This window comes from Streptomyces sp. NPDC056160 (assembly GCF_042268205.1).
In the GTDB taxonomy this organism is placed as follows: Bacteria; Actinomycetota; Actinomycetes; order Streptomycetales; family Streptomycetaceae; genus Streptomyces.
This window is the reverse complement of the sequence record NZ_JBHJUW010000016.1, coordinates 20,646-38,164: the sequence shown is the minus strand read 5'-3', so window position 1 is coordinate 38,164 and position 17,519 is coordinate 20,646. Positions and strand designations below refer to the sequence as shown.

Genomic DNA, 17,519 nt, shown 5'->3' with positions numbered 1-17,519 from the left:
CGGTGCCCGCCTGCTCACCCTCCTGGGCGCGCGGTGCCCGCCTGGTGTCGCGTCCCCCGCGAGTTTGGAGATTTGTCGATACCTGGCGGGTGATTTCCGTCTCCGCGGTGAAGGTTGCCTCGTCGGACGCGTAGCTTTGTCGGCAACACGCGTCTGTAGGAGCAGTCTTGGCACGGAAGATCGGCAGCCGGTACACCGCGAACCAGATCCTGGGACGGGGCAGCGCCGGTACGGTGTGGCTGGGCGAGGGACCGGACGGCCCCGTCGCCATCAAGCTGCTGCGTGAGGACCTCGCGTCCGACCAGGAACTCGTGGGCCGCTTCGTGCAGGAGCGGACGGCGCTGCTGGGCCTGGAGCACCCGAACGTGGTCTCCGTGCGCGACCTGGTGGTCGACGGCAACGACCTCGCCCTGGTCATGGACCTGGTCCGCGGTACCGACCTGCGCACCCGCCTGGAGCGCGAGCGGCGGCTGTCCCCCGAGGCGGCCGTGGCCATCGTGGCCGACGTGGCCGACGGGCTGGCCGCGGCGCATGCCGCCGGGGTCGTGCACCGGGACGTCAAACCGGAGAACGTGCTCCTCGACATGCAGGGCCCCCTCGGCCCCGGCGGCTCCCACCCGGCGCTGCTGACCGACTTCGGTGTCGCCAAGCTCATCGACTCCCCCAAGCGCACCCGCGCGACGAAGATCATCGGCACCCCGGACTACCTCGCACCGGAGATCGTCGAGGGGCTGCCCCCGCGCGCCGCGGTGGACATCTACGCCCTGGCGACGGTGCTGTACGAGCTGCTGGCCGGCTTCACCCCCTTCGGCGGCGGCCACCCGGGCGCGGTCCTGCGCCGTCACGTCACCGAGACCGTGGTCCCGCTGCCCGGCATCCCCGACGAGCTGTGGCAGCTCGTCGTGCAGTGCCTGGCCAAGGGGCCGGCCTCCCGCCTGCGGGCGTCCGAGCTGGCGGCCCGCCTGCGCGAGCTGCTGCCGCTGCTCGCCGGCATGCCGCCCCTGGACGTGGACGAACCGGGCTCCGACCCGGCGCAGGAGCCCGGGGAGGAGGAACCGGAGGACACCGCGGCGCCGGCCGGCGAGCGCGCGCGCCGCCGGGGGGCCGTCCCGCTGGTGCCCGGCGCGCAGCCGGACTCCAACCGGGACACGCACACCTCGATGCGGGTGCCCGCGCCCGACGAGCTGGCCGGCGGCGCCCTCGGCACGGCCCGCGCGCCCCGGACGCCCGGCGCCCCCCGCCCCGGCTCGGCCCGCAATCGTGCCGCCGCGCGCCGCCGCCGCATCACCCTGAGCGTGGCCGGTCTGGTGCTCGTGGGCGCCGTCGGCGCGGGCGCCTGGTGGGCGTCCTCGGGCGACGACGGCGGAGCGCCCGCCCGGGACACCAGGCACTCGGCCCCCTCCTCGCCCTGAGCGCGCATCCCGCCGCCCGGCGCTGGCCGCGCGGCGGAGCCGTTACGCTGGAGGCGTGGCAGTCGTCGATGTATCCGAAGAGCTGAAGTCCCTCTCCTCGACCATGGAGTCGATCGAGGCCGTTCTGGACCTCGAGAAGATGAGGGCAGACATCGCCGTGCTCGAGGAGCAGGCGGCCGCGCCGTCCCTGTGGGACAACCCGGACGAGGCGCAGAAGATCACCAGCAAGCTCTCCCACCTCCAGGCGGAGGTCAGGAAGGCCGAGGCGCTGCGCGGCCGGATCGACGATCTCGCTGTGCTGTTCGAGATGGCCGAGGAGGAGGACGACCCGGACACCCGCGCCGAGGCCGAGTCCGAGCTGGCCTCCGTGCGCAAGGCGCTGGACGAGATGGAGGTCCGCACCCTCCTGTCCGGCGAGTACGACGCCCGTGAGGCCCTGGTCAACATCCGCGCCGAGGCCGGTGGCGTCGACGCCGCCGACTTCGCCGAGAAGCTCCAGCGCATGTACCTGCGCTGGGCAGAGCAGCACGGCTACAAGACCGAGGTCTACGAGACGTCGTACGCCGAAGAGGCCGGCATCAAGTCGACGACCTTCGCCGTCCAGGTCCCCTACGCCTACGGCACGCTCTCGGTGGAGCAGGGCACGCACCGGCTGGTGCGCATCTCCCCCTACGACAACCAGGGCCGGCGGCAGACCTCCTTCGCGGGCGTCGAGATCCTTCCCGTGGTCGAGCAGACCGACCACGTCGAGATCGACGAGTCCGAGTTGCGCGTGGACGTCTACCGGTCCTCCGGTCCGGGCGGCCAGGGCGTGAACACCACCGACTCCGCGGTCCGCCTCACCCACCTGCCCACCGGCATCGTCGTCTCCTGCCAGAACGAGCGCTCCCAGATCCAGAACAAGGCCACGGCGATGAACGTCCTCCAGGCCAAGCTGCTGGAGCGGCGCCGCCAGGAGGAGCAGGCCAAGATGGACGCCCTCAAGGGCGACGGCGGCAACTCCTGGGGCAACCAGATGCGTTCGTACGTCCTGCATCCGTACCAGATGGTCAAGGACCTGCGCACCGAGTTCGAGGTCGGCAACCCGGAGGCCGTGTTCAACGGCGAGATCGACGGGTTCCTGGAGGCCGGTATTCGCTGGCGCAAGCAGCAGGAACAGCAGAGCAAGTAAAGAACGGACGCTTTGTCGACAAGGCAACTGCCGCTTTCTGAGCGGCAGTTGCCTTTTCCGTCCCCGATGTCTGGGTTTTGCGTCACACTCACATCGCTCTTCCTCCGGCAAAGAGCGCGTACTCGGACATCGCGGTCGCAACGGCCTTGACGTTGCTTTGAAATATGGGAAGGGTGAAGCGTGGCATGCGTACGTACGGGGCGCATGTGAACCGGGGGGCTCCACAGTTTCAGCTACCCGTCGATCACGGCCCCGAGCGCGGCCTCATTGACGATCGGCTACTGGGGGTAGCGAACATATGACGAAGAAGACGCGGGTCCGGGTCGCGCGCATAGCCGCGGGCGCCGTGATCGCCGCGGGTGCCTCGCTGACCGCCGCGGGCGCGGCTTCCGCGCTGGACGCGAACGTGCAGGTGGGTCCGGTCAGCCTCGGCCTGAAGACGGGGGGTGACCCCTGCGACATCGTCGTCGACCCTAGCTGCGGCGAAGGCGACAACGGCGGGTCGGGCGACAACGGTGGCTCGGGCGACAACGGCGGGTCGGGCGACAACGGTGGCTCGGGCGACAACGGTGGTTCCGGGGACAACGGTGGCTCGGGCGACAACGGTGGTTCCGGGGACAACGGTGGCTCGGGCGACAACGGTGGTTCCGGGGACAACGGTGGCTCGGGCGACAACGGTGGCTCGGGCGACAACGGTGGCTCCGGGGACAACGGTGGCTCGGGCGACAACGGTGGCTCGGGCGACAACGGTGGTTCCGGGGACAACGGTGGTTCCGGGAACAACGGTGGCTCGGGCGACAACGGTGGCTCAGGCAACGGCGGTGGCACCGGCGGCAACGGCGGGGGCAACGGAGGCAACGGCGGTGGCGACACCACCGGCGGCACCACCCCCGACGGTGGCAGCGGCGGCTCCAGCAGCTCCGGCGGCTCCGGCGGCCCGGCTCCGCAGGAGCAGGGCTCCTCGGCCCTGACCGACACCGGCTCCACCACGCCGTCCGGCACCCCGGCGAACACCGCTCCCCAGGGCAGCGGCAAGCAGCTGGCCGAGACCGGTGCGGGTCAGACCGCGTTCCTGCTGATCGGCGCCGCGACGATGATCGCCGGCGGCATCGGCTTCCGCGTACTGCCGCGCATGATGTCGGGCCGCGGCGGCGCCGCCGCCTGAGCGTGTCCACGGCCCCACGGGGCGTGACCGGAACACGGGGAGGGGCCCGGAGCGAAACGCACGCTCCGGGCCCCTTCGCCCTGTCCGGCTCGCCGCCGCGGCTACGCCGTCTGGTGCGCCAGCAGCGCCACCCCGGCGATCAGCACCGCCAGCAGTACGATCAGCGCCATCGGGTTCAGTCCGGCGAGGAAGTTGTTCTCCTGCTGCAGCCGCTCGCGGTTGGCGCGGCACACCGGGCACCGGCCCTCGCTCACGGGCGCCGCGCAGTTCGCGCACACCAACCGGTCGTACGTCATGCGCTCGCCCTCCTTGCACCGGTTTCCCTACCCACAACGCCCGCGGCGCCGCGAACGTTCCCCTCTCCACCATGCCAGGTTCCCCCGTATTCAGCGCGGGGTCCGCCCGGAACCCGTAGCGGGCGAAGACAAAACGTACAACTATCCCCAACCCCGGCCGGTGACTGCGCTCGCACACCCGACTCGCGTATGGTCACGCTCATCTACCCCCGGCGACCCGTGGTGCATCCGTGATCCGATTCGACAATGTCTCCAAGGTCTACCCCAAACAGACCCGCCCCGCCCTCAGGGATGTCTCCCTGGAGGTCGAGAAGGGCGAGTTCGTGTTCCTCGTGGGGTCCTCCGGCTCCGGAAAGTCCACCTTCCTGCGGCTGATCCTCCGCGAGGAGCGGTGCAGCCACGGCCAGGTGCACGTCCTGGGCAAGGACCTCGCGCGGCTCTCCAACTGGAAGGTGCCGCAGATGCGGCGCCAGTTGGGCACCGTCTTCCAGGACTTCCGCCTGCTGCCGAACAAGACGGTGGCGGAGAACGTGGCCTTCGCGCAGGAGGTCATCGGCAAGTCGAAGGGCGAGATCCGCAAGTCCGTGCCGCAGGTGCTGGACCTCGTCGGGCTCGGCGGCAAGGAGGACCGCAGGCCGGGCGAGTTGTCCGGTGGTGAGCAGCAGCGCGTCGCCATCGCGCGGGCGTTCGTGAACCGGCCCAAGCTGCTGATCGCCGACGAGCCCACCGGCAACCTCGACCCGCAGACCTCCGTCGGCATCATGAAGCTGCTCGACCGGATCAACCGGACGGGCACCACCGTGGTGATGGCGACCCACGACCAGAACATCGTGGACCAGATGCGCAAGCGCGTCATCGAGCTGGAGAAGGGCCGTCTCGTCCGCGACCAGGCGCGCGGCGTCTACGGCTACCAGCACTGAGAAGTCCACGACGGAAAGGCTTGACCAGACGCCATGCGCGCCCAGTTCGTCCTGTCGGAGATCGGTGTCGGTCTCCGCCGCAACCTGACGATGACGTTCGCCGTCATCGTCTCCGTGGCCCTGTCCCTGGCCCTGTTCGGCGGCTCGCTGCTGCTGAGCGACCAGGTGACCAAGATGAAGGGCTACTGGTACGACAAAGTCAACGTATCGATCTTCCTCTGCAACAAGAGCAACGCCGAGTCCGACGCCAACTGCGCCAAGGGCGCGGTCACCGAGGACCAGAAGAAGGCGATCCTCGCCGACCTGCAGAAGATGTCGGTGGTGGAGAAGGTCACGTACGAGTCCCAGGACGAGGCGTACAAGCACTACAAGGAGCAGTTCGGGCACTCCCCGCTGGCCGCCTCGATCACGCCGGACCAGATGCAGGAGTCGTACCGGATCAAGCTGAAGAACCCCGAGCAGTACCAGGTCATCGCCAGCGCCTTCAACGGCCGTGACGGCGTGCAGTCCGTGCAGGACCAGAAGAGCATCCTGGACAACCTCTTCACCCTCCTCGGCTATCTGAACCTGGCCGCGCGGGGCGTGATGCTGGTGATGCTGACGGTGGCGATGCTGCTGATCGTCAACACCGTGCGGGTCTCCGCGTTCAGCCGGCGCCGGGAGACCGGCATCATGCGCCTGGTCGGCGCCTCCGGCTTCTACATCCAGGCGCCGTTCATCATGGAGGCCGCCGTCGCCGGGCTCATCGGCGGCATGCTGGCCTCCTCCTTCCTGGTGGTCATCCAGTACTTCGTGATCGACCACGGAGTGGCGCTGTCGTCGAAGCTCCAGCTGATCAACTTCGTGGGCTGGGACGCCGTGGTCACCAAGATCCCGCTCATCCTCGCCGTGAGCTTCCTGATCCCCGCCCTGGCCGGGTTCCTCGCGCTGCGCAAGTACCTGAAGGTTTGACACACGCCGACGGGGCCGCACCGCCGAGCGCGCGTGCGGCCCCGTCGCGTTGTCCTAGACTCACCGCCATGTCAGGCCGAGACCCCTTCTGTCAGCCCCGCCGCAGCCGCTCCGGGGCCGGTCTGACGTTGGTCTTCGTGGGGGTCCTCGTGGCGGGCGCGGCGACCGGTTCCCTGCCGGGTCACGAACGCAGGTCCGCGGCGGCGGACCGTCCGGCCCCGTCCGCGTCCGCCTCCGAGCCGTCCTCCGTGTCTCCTTCCGCCTCCGGTCCGTCGGCCGCCGCGAGCCGGCACGAACAGGTCGCGCGGGCCGCCGCCGAGGCCATGGCGGCCGGCAAGTCACCGGTGGAGGCCGCCGAGCACGCCGTCAGCCGCAGCGGCGACCGCTGGGGCGCCGTCTACTCCCCGGGTGACTTCGCCGAGTTCCAGGAGTCGCTGGCGGGCCGGTACACCGGAGTCGGCCTGTGGGCGCGCCGGGAGCGGGACGGCCGGATCGACGTCATGAAGGTGCAGACCGGTTCGCCCGCCGCCGACGCCGGGATCCGCGCGGGCGACCGGCTGCGCAGCGTGGACGGCGCGAAGGTGGACGGGCTGCCCGTCACCGACGTCGTCTCCTTACTGCGCGGCGACGCCGCCGACGCGCCCGCCGGGACCTCCGTCACCCTGGGCCTGGAGCGCGGCACGCGCGCGTGGTCGCGGACGCTGCGCCGGGCCCGCCTGTCCACGGCCCCCGTCACCGTGCGGCGCCTGGCCGACGGGACGACGGTCATCCGGATCAGCGCCTTCACCAAGGGTGTGGGCGACCGGGTCCGTACGGCGGTACGCGCCGCGCCGCCCGCCTCCGGGATCGTCCTGGACCTGCGCGGCAACTCCGGAGGCCTGGTCACCGAGGCGGTCACCACGGCCTCCGCCTTCCTGGACGGCGGCCTGGTCGCCACCTACGACGTCGACGGCAGGCAGCGGTCCCTGCACGCCGCACCCGGCGGCGACACCACCAGGCCCCTGGTCGCGCTCGTCGACGGCGGCACGATGAGTGCGGCCGAGATGCTCACCGGGGCGCTCCAGGACCGCGGCCGGGCCGTCGTCGTCGGTTCCCGGACCTTCGGCAAGGGCTCGGTGCAGATGCCGACGCGGCTGCCCGACGGTTCCGTCGCCGAGCTGACCGTCGGCCACTACCGCACCCCCGGCGGGCGCGGCGTGGACGGCCACGGCATCACCCCGGACCTGGAGGCCGGCGGCGACCCGATGGGCCGGGCGCGTACGGTCCTGACCGGCCTGGGCGACCCGTCCTGACGCTCGAGCCGGGAAAATGAACTTTCCGCACACCCCCTGTGTGGTGCCAAAATGGTCGGCACTATGGCTAAGGAAAAAGGGCGCAAGCTGATCGCGCAGAACAAGAAGGCGCGGCACGACTACCACATCCTCGACACCTACGAGGCCGGTCTGGTCCTCACCGGCACCGAGGTGAAGTCGCTGCGCCAGGGGCGGGCGTCGCTGGTCGACGGCTTCGTGCAGCTGGACGATCACGAGGCGTGGCTGCACAACGTGCACGTGCCGGAGTACAGCCAGGGCACGTGGACCAACCACAGCGCCCGGCGCAAGCGGAAGCTGCTGCTGCACCGCGAGGAGATCGAGAAGCTGGAGTCGAAGTCCCAGGAGACGGGTCACACGATCGTGCCCCTCGCCCTGTACTTCAAGGACGGCCGCGCCAAGATCGAGATCGCGCTGGCGAAGGGCAAGAAGGAGTACGACAAGCGGCAGACCCTCCGCGAGAAGCAGGACCGGCGCGAGGCGGAGCGGGTGATCTCGGCGGTGCGGCGCAAGGAGCGGGCGTAGCGGCGCCCCGGCGGGGGCGGGCACGCGGGGGCCCGGGAATAAGCTGGCAAGGACCCGCGTTGGTCACGTACGATGGCAACGCACCGCACAGCCGGTGCGACTCCCTTCTGAGGAAGGGCCCCTCTCCGGAGGGTGGGTTTGAAAAATCAACATGGGGATGATCGGTTTCGACAGCGGCTGTCGAAGCAGGGGAAGCGTGTCGAGGAAGCGGCCATGATCTCGTAAACCACAGGCCGAAAAAAATAATCGCCAATACCAAGCGCGATTCCTCCCAGCAGGCCTTCGCCCTCGCTGCCTGATCTCAGGTAGCGATCGCGAGCCTCCTATAAGGGAGTGTCAGCCCGGGGCTGTTCCCGACCCGGATCCTGGCATCAGCTAGGGGACTAAACCTTGATCCCGGTCACGGGGTGAAGAGGGAAACCAAACAGTGACTGAGCCCGTCGGAGACTTGTCCGCGTGATCTCCGGGGCCGAGAAAATCGAAGCGGACTGCACACGGAGAAGCCCTGGTTCCGCACCGTTGGACGCGGGTTCGATTCCCGCCATCTCCACTCACCCGCACCGCGGGTACCCCATGTGAGACAAAGGCCCTGCCGCTTTTGAGCGGCGGGGCCTTCGTCGTGCGGGCGGTGCCCCCTACAGGTAGGTCACCTGGTGCACGTACAGGCATTCGTGCCGGGGCACCACCAAATACAGGAAGAACCCGCCGGGTACGTGGGCGATGTCGCCCTTCGGGCCCGTGCCCTGGTATGCCGTGCCGTCGAGGTAGAAGGCCGCGGCGGCACGGACCAGTTCGTCGGCCTTCTTCTCGACCTCCGCCACGAGTGAGGGCGGGGCACCCCCGATGACGTGAACCTCGCTGGGGTCGTACTCCCATCGCCAGTTCAAGCGGACACCGCCTGTCGGGCCTCGGCCTCGACCGCGTGCAGTTCGTCCATCGCGGTGCGGAACTCGGGGGCGTCCTTGCCGCTGCTCTCGTTGAGGGCAGTGAGCGCGGCGTGGTGGCGCGCGTGGAGGTCCGGGCGTCGTTCGATCTCGACCTGGACCTGCCAGTGGGTGAGCCAGTGCTGGAGGTGGCCGATCCTGCCGTCCTGGATGGCGGTGGCCAGCGCCTGCTCCTTGTGCTGTTCCATCTCACCCAGCCGGTGCGGAGCGACACGGGCCAGGGCGACCCGGACCGCCTCGGGGGAGCGTTCGGGGCGCGGGACGAGTTCGTGTCCCTGCTCGGGATGCGTGGTCACGCCGGGCTCCTTCGGTGTGCTGTGTGCCCACGGTACTGGCAACCACCGACATCAGCAGGCGGTCCGAGGACACGCGTCCAGCTCGAACCAGACCGTCTTGCCGATCCCGCCGGGCCGGGGTTCCGCTCCCCAGTCGTCCGCCAGTTCGGCAACCAGGGCCAGGCCCCGGCCCGACTCGTCCTCCGGTGCCGCCTCGCGGGGCACCGGCAGGCTCTCGTTCGCGTCGGTGACCGTCACGCGCAGCCGGCCGGTGTCGTCCAGCACGCAGCGGGCCCAGATCTCGCGTCCGGGCGCCGTCCTCGCGTGCCGGTACGCGTTCGTCATCAGCTCGCTCAGCAGGAGTACGGCCGTCTCCGTCACCTCCTCCGGGACCTTCCACGACGCCGCCTGCTCCCGCAGGTACGTCCGCGCCCGCCCCACGCTGCGGGCGCGGCGCGGCATGCGCCACTCGATGTCACGGGGCAGCGCGCCGGGCGAACGGCGGGGCGTGGTGCTGGGGGAGGGCGTCGTCGGCATGGGCGTGGGGTTCCTCGCGTGTGGGCTCCGTCGTTCGGCGGCACCAGGCTGCGGGTCTCCGCGCCGCCCCGGGAGTGTCCCGAGCGGTACGCGGCGCGACTGTACCCGGACGGTGCGTGTGGCGGCGGCCCGCGATGAGAACATGAGGGCTCAGCAACTACACCGCTGTAGAGGGACGCACGCACATGTTCGAACAGCTCAAGAACCTGAAGAACCTCAAGGACAAGGTCGAGGACCTCGCCGAGACCCACGGCGACAAGATCTCCGCCGGCCTGGAGAAGGCCGGTGACTTCATCGACGACAAGACCGGCGGCAAGCACCACGACAAGATCGACTCCGCCGTCGACAAGGCCCAGGACTACATCGAGAAACTGGGAGAGAAGGACGAGAAGGGCTCGGAGAAGGGCTCTGAGAAGACGGACTGAGCCGTCGGCCGCGCGCCCTTGCGTGTGTAACTCGGCCGAACCGCGGAAACGCCCCATGGCCGGTGACTAGCCTCAGGGTGGCGAGTCGGGTACACAGCGTGTATGTACGCGCTGTGTCGGCGGGAGGCGGGTGAGGGCGCGTGGCCACGGGGGAGTCCCAGCAGGCGCAGCAGAACTGGCGGTACTGCGGCGGACAGATCAAGCTGTGGCGCGAGGAGGCCCAGGTCAGCCGCCAGGCCCTGGCCGAGGAGGCCGGGTACGACTACGAGTACGTCAAGTCGATGGAGTGCGGGCGGCGCAGGCCGACGTTGCGGTTGTTGCAGATCGCGGATCAGTTGTGCGGGGCGCGGGGGAAGTTGAGTGCGGCGCACGAGTACCTGAAGCCGGAGCCGTTCCCGGAGCGTACACAGCAGTACGTGCTCGTGGAGGCCGAGGCGATCACCATGCAGTGGTACGAGCCGCTTCTGGTCCCAGGGCTGTTGCAGACGTCGGAGTACGCACGTGCACTGATCAGCAGCAACTGCCCGCCTTTGGATGAGGAAACGGTGCAGGAGCGGGTTGCTGCGCGACTGAAACGGCAGGAGAAGCTGGTCAGCAAACCCCCGACGCACTTCAGCTTCGTCATCCACGAGGCCGCCCTGCGCTCGGTCGTGGGCGACCGTGATGTCATGCGTCGGCAGTGCGACCACCTGCTGGAGGTCGGTCAGCGGGCTCACTTGTCCATCCAGGTACTTCCGTTCCTCAGCGCCCCGACTGCGGCGCTCAGCGGGCCGATGGTGCTCGCCGAAACCTGCGACCATGAGCGATTCGCCTTTGTGGACGGGCAGTCGACGGGTGCGCTCTACTCTGACGGGGACAAGCTCAGTGCACTCACTCAGCGCTATGGCATGATCCGCATGCAGGCGCTTAGTGTTGAGGAGTCTGCCCGGTTCATCAGGAAGGTGGCGGAGGAGTTGTGAGCGACGGCCTGTCATGGTTCAAGTCGAGCTACAGCGACTCGGAGGGTAGTGCCTGCCTCGAACTCGCCTACGCCTGGCGCAAGTCCAGCTACAGCGACTTCGAAGACGCCGCCTGCATCGAAGTCGCCACCACCCCCCAGGCCCCCCTCACCATCCACGTCCGCGACTCGAAGCTCGGGGCTCGAAGCCCCCGTTTCTCCGTGCCCGCCGATGCCTGGGCGGCCTTCCTCACGCACGCCGTTCGCGACGAAGCCTGAGCTTCGGGCTCCGGGCCGCGAGACCCGAGCCGCTTCTTGAAGGAATGGGCGGTAGGTCTCAACCCGCCCTCCCGCCCTCCCCGTCCCAGCCGTGCTGACTTTTCGTGAGCGAGTTGCGACGCACGGTCGCCACCCTCTAGCGTTCGCAGCAACGAACGACCCCGGTCGGGTGTTAGCAGCACCCGCCGGGGTCTCACCCAAGATCGAATAAGAGGTTCGATCCGTGGCTGACGGAAACCTTAGCGCTGCCCTGTCCGCACGCGCAGCGCCTCCCCTGGCCAAGCCTGGTTACGGCAAGCGGCCCGTCCCCGGTCAGGCACCGCCCCGGTCGGGCGACTTCGACCGGCTCCCCGCCCGCGCGGCGTACCTCGCGAGCCTGATCGACCAGCTCGACGAGAACGCGGCGATGGACGCGAAGACCCTCGCCAAGGCGCAACCGCTGTACGGCCAGCAGGCGGTGCGCTCGGCGCTCAACGAGCTGAGCGCGGCGGGTCACTTGCGGCGCGTACGGCGCCGGGTCGTCCCGGGCGACGGCGCGGCGACCGGTACGCGCTGGGTGTTCCTGACGTACTGGTCCCGTACAGCACGGGATGACGAGTGGTGGGCGCGGCTCCTGGAGGGTGACGTGCCGGACGCGTCCGCCTCCGCGCCCGAGAGCGAGGCCCGCACTCCGGCTGAGCCGACGCCCGCGCCCACCACCACCGACGCGCACCCCTCCACCGCCCACGACACCCTCGCCCGCCTCGGTCTGCACGACCCGCGCCTCGCCCTCTCCGCCGCCGACTGCGCGGCACTGGAGGAGCCGGCGGCCGAATGGCTCAGGCGCGGGGTGGATCCCGGGCACCTGACGCGGGTCCTCGTCACCGGCCTGCCGGAGCACGTCCATGCGCCCGGGGCGTTCGTACGACGCCGGCTCGTGGACAAGCTGCCGCCCGCCCCGAACGGCCCGCAGGCACCCTCCGCACCTCCCGCGCTCATGGAGTGCACGGACTGCCGCGTCCCCGGCCGCCCGGAAGCCCTGCCGGGAGGGCTCTGCCGGGCCTGCCGGGGCGATGCGGGAACCGTACCGCCGGGGCGGGCGGCAGGTACCCCGGCGATGACCGTGCACGCCCAGGTCGACCGCCTTCGCGCCTCGGTGCGCGCCACCCAGCCCTGCTGATCCCGTCGTCCTGCCTGCACAGGAGGCCCTCGCATGACCATGAAATCGACGCTGATCAACTCGATCACGCGCAGCCGTGTTGAGCGGCGTCGGCGGGCCGAGCAGGCGCGGCAGTTCGTCGAGGAGACCCTGCTGGAAGGGCAGGCGCTGTCCGAGGCGGAACTGGTCGAGGCGCGCGGCTTGCTGGCCGCGAGCAAGGCCCGTACGGCCGCCCGGCGACGCGAGAGGACTCGCTGTTCACCATGATCGTCCTCCTGCTTCCCGTGGCAGCGGGCTGACCCGGCCCCAGGTGTGAGCAGAGCGGGGGCGCAGCGCCGCCTGCAAGGTTTCTGAAAAGTACAGAAAGCATTTTCTCCAGCAGGCCCCAGGTGGCGGCCCTGTCGCACGGTCTCGGGGTGTCAGGTGCAGAAGGAGTCGCCGCTTGAACCCTTTACGGCCCCGTCATGCCTGAGTAACCTCCCCGCAGAAACTTGCAGCGCCTTTCGCAAGGTTCTGCGGTCGAGTGGCGTGTCTCGGCCTTCAGTTCAGCCACCCGCTCAACCGTTCCGCCGCTCGCGCAGCTCTCTCCGTGGCCGTACGGGAGCTTCGTGCTGCCCGGCGGACCCGTCCGAGGAGCCCTCGATGGAGAGAACCCGACCCCGACCACCGCTGTTCAGATCCTTCCGGAGGAGGTCACGGCGGACCGCAGGTATCGCGCTGGCCTCCGTTGCCGCCCTGGCCGCGGGCCTGCTCGCCGCCGGGACGACGCCCGCCTCCGGTGCCACGGGCGCGACCACCGCCACCACCGGCACCAACACCGCGACCGTCTTCTACTACACCAAGTCCCGCGCCTGGTCCTCGTACTACCTGCACTGGGCGCCGGACGGCGGCAGTTGGACCACCGTGCCGGGCGTGCGGATGGAGGCCGCCTGCACGGACTGGGTGAAGGAGACCGTCGACCTGGGGTCGGCGGCCGGGCTCCAGGCCACCTTCAACAACGGCAGCGGCACCTGGGACAACAACGGCGGCAAGAACTACGACCTGGGCAGCGGCACCGTCACCGTCAAGGACGGGGTCATCGCGCACAGCGACCCCTGCGGCGACGACAACGGCGGTGGAGGCCAAGGGGGCGGCAGCGCGCAGAGCGCCACCGTCTTCTACGCCACCACCGGCACCGGCTGGTCCACCGTCAACCTGCACTGGGCGCCCGACGGCGGCGCCTGGACCACGGCCCCCGGCGTCGCCATGGACGCGGCCTGCACCGGCTGGGTGAAGAAGACCGTCGACCTGGGTACGGCGGCGGGCTGGCAGGCCACCTTCAACAACGGCAATGGCACCTGGGACAACAACAACGGCGCCAACTACGCGCTGACCGGCGGCCTCAGCACCGTCAAGGCGGGCAAGGTCACCAAGGACGCGAAGGACCCCTGCGCGGCCACCGTCCCCGACACCACCGCGCCCACCGTGCCCACCTCCGTGAAGGCCTCCGCGACCGGCACCTCCGTCGTGCTCACCTGGGAGCCGTCGACCGACGACACCGCCGTGACCGGTTACCAGGTCACCCGCACGGGCGGGAGCATGGGCACGGCGGTGGTCAGCACCGGCTCCACCGTCTACTCCGACACCGGGCTCGAAGCGGACACCACGTACACCTACACGGTCCAGGCCGTCGACGCGGCGGGCAACACCTCCGCCGCCTCCGCGCCGGCGAACGCGACGACCGGACAGGCACCGCCCCCGGCCCAGCCGGGCACCATGCTCGGCGGCGACCCGCGCAAGGACCCGATCTACTTCGTCCTCACCGCCCGCTTCTACGACGGCGACAGCAGCAACGACCGCGGTGGAAACCAGGACGTGGCCTCCGGCAACGCGGCCAACCACGACCCCATGTTCCGCGGCGACTTCAAGGGCCTGGTCGAGAAACTCGACTACATCAAGGCACTCGGCTTCTCGGCGGTCTGGATCACCCCCGTGGTCCTCAACCGCTCCGACTACGACTACCACGGCTACCACGGCTGGGACTTCTACAAGGTCGACCCGCGCCTGGAGTCGGCGGGCGCCTCCTACCAGGACCTCATCAACGCGGCCCACGCCAAGGGCATGAAGATCTACCAGGACGTCGTCTACAACCACAGCTCCCGGTGGGGCGCCAAGGGCCTGTTCGTGCCGACCGTGTACGGCGTGCGGGACTCCCAGTGGTCCTGGTACTACGACGAGAAGCAGCCGGGCTTCGAGTACGACGGACTGACCGTCGAACCCAAGTCGGGCAAGTCCTACTACAACGGCGACCTGTGGTCGACCGCCGAGCCCTCCGGCAACACCTGCCTGAACTGGGGCAAGCCCACCGGCCAGAAGAGCCCCGAGGGCTACACGCTCTACAACTGCCAGTGGCCCAGCCCCACCAGCGGCATGTTCCCCTCGAAGTACTACCACCAGTGCTGGATCGGCAACTGGGAGGGCGAGGACTCCCGTTCCTGCTGGCTCGCCGACGACCTCGCCGACTTCAACACCGAGAACCCCGAGGTGCAGAACTACCTCATCGGCGCCTACGACAAGTACATCGACATGGGCGTCGACGGCTTCCGTCTCGACACCGCCGTCCACGTCCCCCGCATCACCTGGAACCGCCGCTTCCTGCCCGCCATCCAGCAGCGCGTGGCCCAGGACTGGGGGCCGGACAAGGCGCAGGACTTCTTCGTCTTCGGCGAGGTCGGCGCGTTCGTCAACGACAAGTGGAACCGCGGCTCGGTCAACCACTCCGCGCAGTTCTACACCTGGAAGGAACGCAAGGAGTACACCGCCGACGACACCCAGGCCGCCCTCGACCAGTACAACTACGAGGAGCAACTGGGCACCGGGCAGCAGCCCACCTCCACCAACGCCTTCCTGGACGGCAACAGCTACCACACACCCGACCACTCGAAGTTCTCCGGCATGAACATCATCGACATGCGCATGCACATGAACTTCGGCGACGCGCACAACGCCTTCTCCAACGGCAAGGACTCCGACGACTCCACCAACGACGCCACGTACAACGTCGTGTACGTCGACAGCCACGACTACGGCCCCAACAAGTCGAGCGTGCGCTACGACGGAGGGCAGGACGCCTGGGCCGAGAACATGGCCCTGATGTGGACCTTCCGCGGCATCCCGACCCTCTACTACGGCTCGGAGATCCAGTTCCAGGCCGGCAGGACCATCGACTGCGGCCCGCGCTGCCCGCTGGCCACGACGGGCCGCGCCTACTACGGCGACCACCTCGAAGGCACCGTCACCGCCTCGGAGTTCTCCAAGGCCGACAGCGCGAGCGGTGCCGTCGCCACCACCCTCGCGCAGCCGCTGGTCAAGCACCTCCAACGGCTCAACCAGATCCGGCGCGCCGTGCCCGCGCTCCAGATGGGCCAGTACTCCACCGAGGGCGTCTCGGGCGGCGGCATGAACTTCAAGCGCCGCTACACCGACGCGGCCACCGGCGTGGACAGCTTCGCGCTGGTCGCGGTCACCGACGGCGCCACCTACACCGGGATCCCGAACGGCACGTACAAGGACGCCGTCACCGGTGACGTCCGGCAGGTCACCGGCGGCACCCTGACCGTCGCCGCCCCGGGCAAGGGCGACCTGCGGGTCTACGTGCTCGACCTGGGCGGCAAGAACGCGGCGCCCGGCAAGGTCGGCACCGACGGGCCGTACCTGAAGTAGGGGCGCCTGAAGGGCACCGCCCCTGCCGGAAAGACCGGACGGAGCTGCGGCGACCGAAACCGGATGGATTCCAGCCAACGGCGAATCGGTCAATTCCGTTCACCATTGATCTTTCACGGTGGGGGCGGTCCCCATGGGCGTACGTTCATGACCGCCGAGCAGGGTGGGACAAGGGGGGCGCTCGGGCAGGTGGGGGCCTGTTCCGGCGACGCGGGCTCGGGGTCGTAGGCGCGCCCGGAACACTCCCGTGGGGGAACGAACGTGCGCGTGAAAAAGGGGCTGGAACAAGCCCAACCCGAATGGCCCGAGGCCGCGTCGGCGACCGGAACGACTGGTTCCGACGTCGGTGGCGCGCAGGATGCGCAGGCGGACGGCGGCACCCAGAGATTCCCGGAGACGGGGGCGCTCGCCGCGGTGCGTGTCGAGGACCCGTGGAGCGAGGCGGGGGCCGGCTCCGGCGGGCCCGGGACGGACGAGCTGACCGTCCGGCTCGACCGTACCGGATCAACAGGACGTACCAGTTCAACAGGACGTGCTGGATCAACTGGAAGTACCGGATCAGCTGGAGTTACCGGATCCACTCGGCGTAGCGGAGCCATCGGGCCCGGCGGAGAGGAGCCGGACGGCAGCTGCGGGGAGCGGGGGGCCGGTGGCTCCGAGGGACCGGTCTTCGTCGACGCGTCCGGCCGCCGCAGCCGCCGGTTCCGCCGGATCGGGATGGTGGCGGGGATCGGTTGCGCGGTGTACGCCGCCGTCATCGTCGTCACCCTCGTGTCCGGCAACTCCAGCGCACCCTGGCTGCCGGTGCCGGGCCAGGCCGACGACCGGCCCGCGAGCAAGGTCGACACCTCCGCCGAACCCTCGGACCCGGCCCGCCCGCCGGGCGCCGGTACGGGAGTGGGAGCAGGAGTGGGTACCGGGGTGGGCGTCGTGGCGCCGGGCGCGTCCGGGCTGCCGGGGGCGCCCGGCGTCTCCGCCCCGGCCACCGGCGGCACCGGTCCGACGCCGGGCGCCGGGGGCGGGGCAGCCGGCGCGTCCGCCGGACCGCACCGGCCGGGCTCCTCGGCGGGGCCGCGGTCGGCCACCTCGGGGACCGGCGGGTCCCGGCCGCCGGGCTCCGGCACCAGCGGCGGCCCCGTGACCGAGCCGTCCCCGCCTCCGGCCTCCCCGTCGACGGGACCGACGACGCCGACCACTGGTGGCGGCGGCTCCCCGAGCACCGGCCCGTCGACACCGGCAGCGGGAAGCAGCGGGACAGGCGCGGGCGGCGCGGGCGGTGGCGGAGGCGGCGGTGCCGCTACGGGGACGGGCACAGGCACCGGTGGCCCGGGAACGGTCGCGGACGGCCCGGGCACTCCGGTACCCGTGACCTCGGCCCCCGGTCCCACCACGCCCCCGGGCCCGAGCGCGCCCCCCGGCCCCGGCACGTCCGGCACCGCGACGCCCACGTCCCCCGCGTCCCCGGAGAACCGGGCCTGATGGCCGCCCACATCCGCCGCGGGCGGCCACCGAGGACCACCGACGCGACCACC

Annotated in this window: 17 protein-coding genes and 1 other RNA gene; 14 read left to right on the top strand and 4 right to left on the bottom strand. The window is 70.2% G+C overall.

Annotated elements, in window-relative coordinates; translation table 11 throughout:
- Positions 1-167 precede the first annotated feature (167 nt).
- From ACFC02_RS08570 to ACFC02_RS08560, 3 genes are all read left to right on the top strand, one after another.
- Positions 168-1,412: a serine/threonine-protein kinase gene (locus tag ACFC02_RS08570; protein ID WP_376354051.1), complete on the top strand. Its 1,245-nt coding sequence runs from the start codon at positions 168-170 to the stop codon at positions 1,410-1,412.
- A 55-nt stretch (positions 1,413-1,467) separates the two neighbouring features.
- Positions 1,468-2,583 carry a peptide chain release factor 2 gene (gene prfB, locus ACFC02_RS08565; RefSeq protein WP_376354049.1) on the top strand — a complete coding sequence of 372 codons (1,116 nt, stop codon included), beginning with the start codon at positions 1,468-1,470 and terminating at the stop codon, positions 2,581-2,583.
- A gap of 298 nt (positions 2,584-2,881) precedes the next feature.
- Positions 2,882-3,748 (top strand): LPXTG cell wall anchor domain-containing protein, encoded by an 867-nt coding sequence (locus ACFC02_RS08560; RefSeq protein WP_376354046.1) that lies wholly within the window; start codon positions 2,882-2,884, stop codon positions 3,746-3,748.
- Positions 3,749-3,849: 101 nt separating this feature from the next.
- On the opposite strand, the gene ACFC02_RS08555 is transcribed toward ACFC02_RS08560, so the two are convergent.
- A complete protein-coding gene (locus ACFC02_RS08555; RefSeq protein ID WP_376354043.1) occupies positions 3,850-4,044 on the bottom strand; it encodes a hypothetical protein in 195 nt (64 codons plus the stop codon).
- Between the two features lie 230 nt (positions 4,045-4,274).
- On the opposite strand from ACFC02_RS08555, the gene ftsE reads away from it, so the two are divergent.
- The 5 genes from ftsE (at position 4,275) to ssrA (ending at position 8,303) form a co-directional block, all read left to right on the top strand.
- Entirely contained in the window at positions 4,275-4,964 is a 690-nt protein-coding gene (gene ftsE / locus ACFC02_RS08550) for a cell division ATP-binding protein FtsE (protein WP_037862576.1), read from the top strand.
- 33 nt (positions 4,965-4,997) lie between these two features.
- The gene (gene ftsX / locus ACFC02_RS08545; protein ID WP_360972517.1) at positions 4,998-5,915 is read left to right on the top strand and encodes a permease-like cell division protein FtsX; all 918 of its coding nucleotides are present in this window, start codon (positions 4,998-5,000) and stop codon (positions 5,913-5,915) included.
- Between the two features lie 68 nt (positions 5,916-5,983).
- Complete coding sequence (locus tag ACFC02_RS08540; RefSeq protein ID WP_376354039.1) at positions 5,984-7,207, top strand: S41 family peptidase; 1,224 nt, start codon at positions 5,984-5,986, stop codon at positions 7,205-7,207.
- Positions 7,208-7,270: 63 nt separating this feature from the next.
- Positions 7,271-7,750 (top strand): SsrA-binding protein SmpB, encoded by a 480-nt coding sequence (smpB, locus tag ACFC02_RS08535; protein WP_360972513.1) that lies wholly within the window; start codon positions 7,271-7,273, stop codon positions 7,748-7,750.
- A gap of 153 nt (positions 7,751-7,903) precedes the next feature.
- Positions 7,904-8,303, top strand: a transfer-messenger RNA (tmRNA) gene (ssrA, locus tag ACFC02_RS08530).
- Between the two features lie 82 nt (positions 8,304-8,385).
- On the opposite strand, the gene ACFC02_RS08525 is transcribed toward ssrA, so the two are convergent.
- The 3 genes from ACFC02_RS08525 to ACFC02_RS08515 are packed head-to-tail and all read right to left on the bottom strand — an operon-like array spanning position 8,386 to position 9,506.
- Positions 8,386-8,637 (bottom strand): hypothetical protein, encoded by a 252-nt coding sequence (locus ACFC02_RS08525; protein WP_360972507.1) that lies wholly within the window; start codon positions 8,635-8,637, stop codon positions 8,386-8,388.
- Entirely contained in the window at positions 8,634-8,990 is a 357-nt protein-coding gene (locus tag ACFC02_RS08520) for a DUF6247 family protein (RefSeq protein WP_376354035.1), read from the bottom strand. Before ACFC02_RS08520 ends, ACFC02_RS08525 begins: the two co-directional genes overlap by 4 nt.
- Before the next feature lie 51 nt (positions 8,991-9,041).
- Complete coding sequence (locus ACFC02_RS08515) at positions 9,042-9,506, bottom strand: ATP-binding protein (protein ID WP_376354032.1); 465 nt, start codon at positions 9,504-9,506, stop codon at positions 9,042-9,044.
- Positions 9,507-9,691: 185 nt separating this feature from the next.
- On the opposite strand from ACFC02_RS08515, the gene ACFC02_RS08510 reads away from it, so the two are divergent.
- From ACFC02_RS08510 to ACFC02_RS08485, 6 genes are all read left to right on the top strand, one after another.
- Positions 9,692-9,931 carry an antitoxin gene (locus ACFC02_RS08510; protein ID WP_376354029.1) on the top strand — a complete coding sequence of 80 codons (240 nt, stop codon included), beginning with the start codon at positions 9,692-9,694 and terminating at the stop codon, positions 9,929-9,931.
- 140 nt (positions 9,932-10,071) lie between these two features.
- Positions 10,072-10,890, top strand: coding sequence for a helix-turn-helix domain-containing protein (locus tag ACFC02_RS08505; RefSeq protein WP_376354027.1), 819 nt, complete (start codon positions 10,072-10,074; stop codon positions 10,888-10,890).
- Positions 10,887-11,147, top strand: a complete 261-nt coding sequence (locus ACFC02_RS08500) for a DUF397 domain-containing protein (protein ID WP_376354024.1) — start codon at positions 10,887-10,889, stop codon at positions 11,145-11,147. The genes ACFC02_RS08505 and ACFC02_RS08500 overlap by 4 nt, the downstream gene beginning before the upstream one ends.
- A 223-nt stretch (positions 11,148-11,370) precedes the next feature.
- Positions 11,371-12,306, top strand: coding sequence for a hypothetical protein (locus tag ACFC02_RS08495; RefSeq protein WP_376354021.1), 936 nt, complete (start codon positions 11,371-11,373; stop codon positions 12,304-12,306).
- Positions 12,307-12,339: 33 nt separating this feature from the next.
- Entirely contained in the window at positions 12,340-12,552 is a 213-nt protein-coding gene (locus ACFC02_RS08490) for a hypothetical protein (RefSeq protein WP_376354019.1), read from the top strand.
- 375 nt (positions 12,553-12,927) lie between these two features.
- Positions 12,928-15,987: a carbohydrate binding domain-containing protein gene (locus ACFC02_RS08485; RefSeq protein WP_376354016.1), complete on the top strand. Its 3,060-nt coding sequence runs from the start codon at positions 12,928-12,930 to the stop codon at positions 15,985-15,987.
- The last annotated feature ends 1,532 nt before the right edge of the window (positions 15,988-17,519 follow it).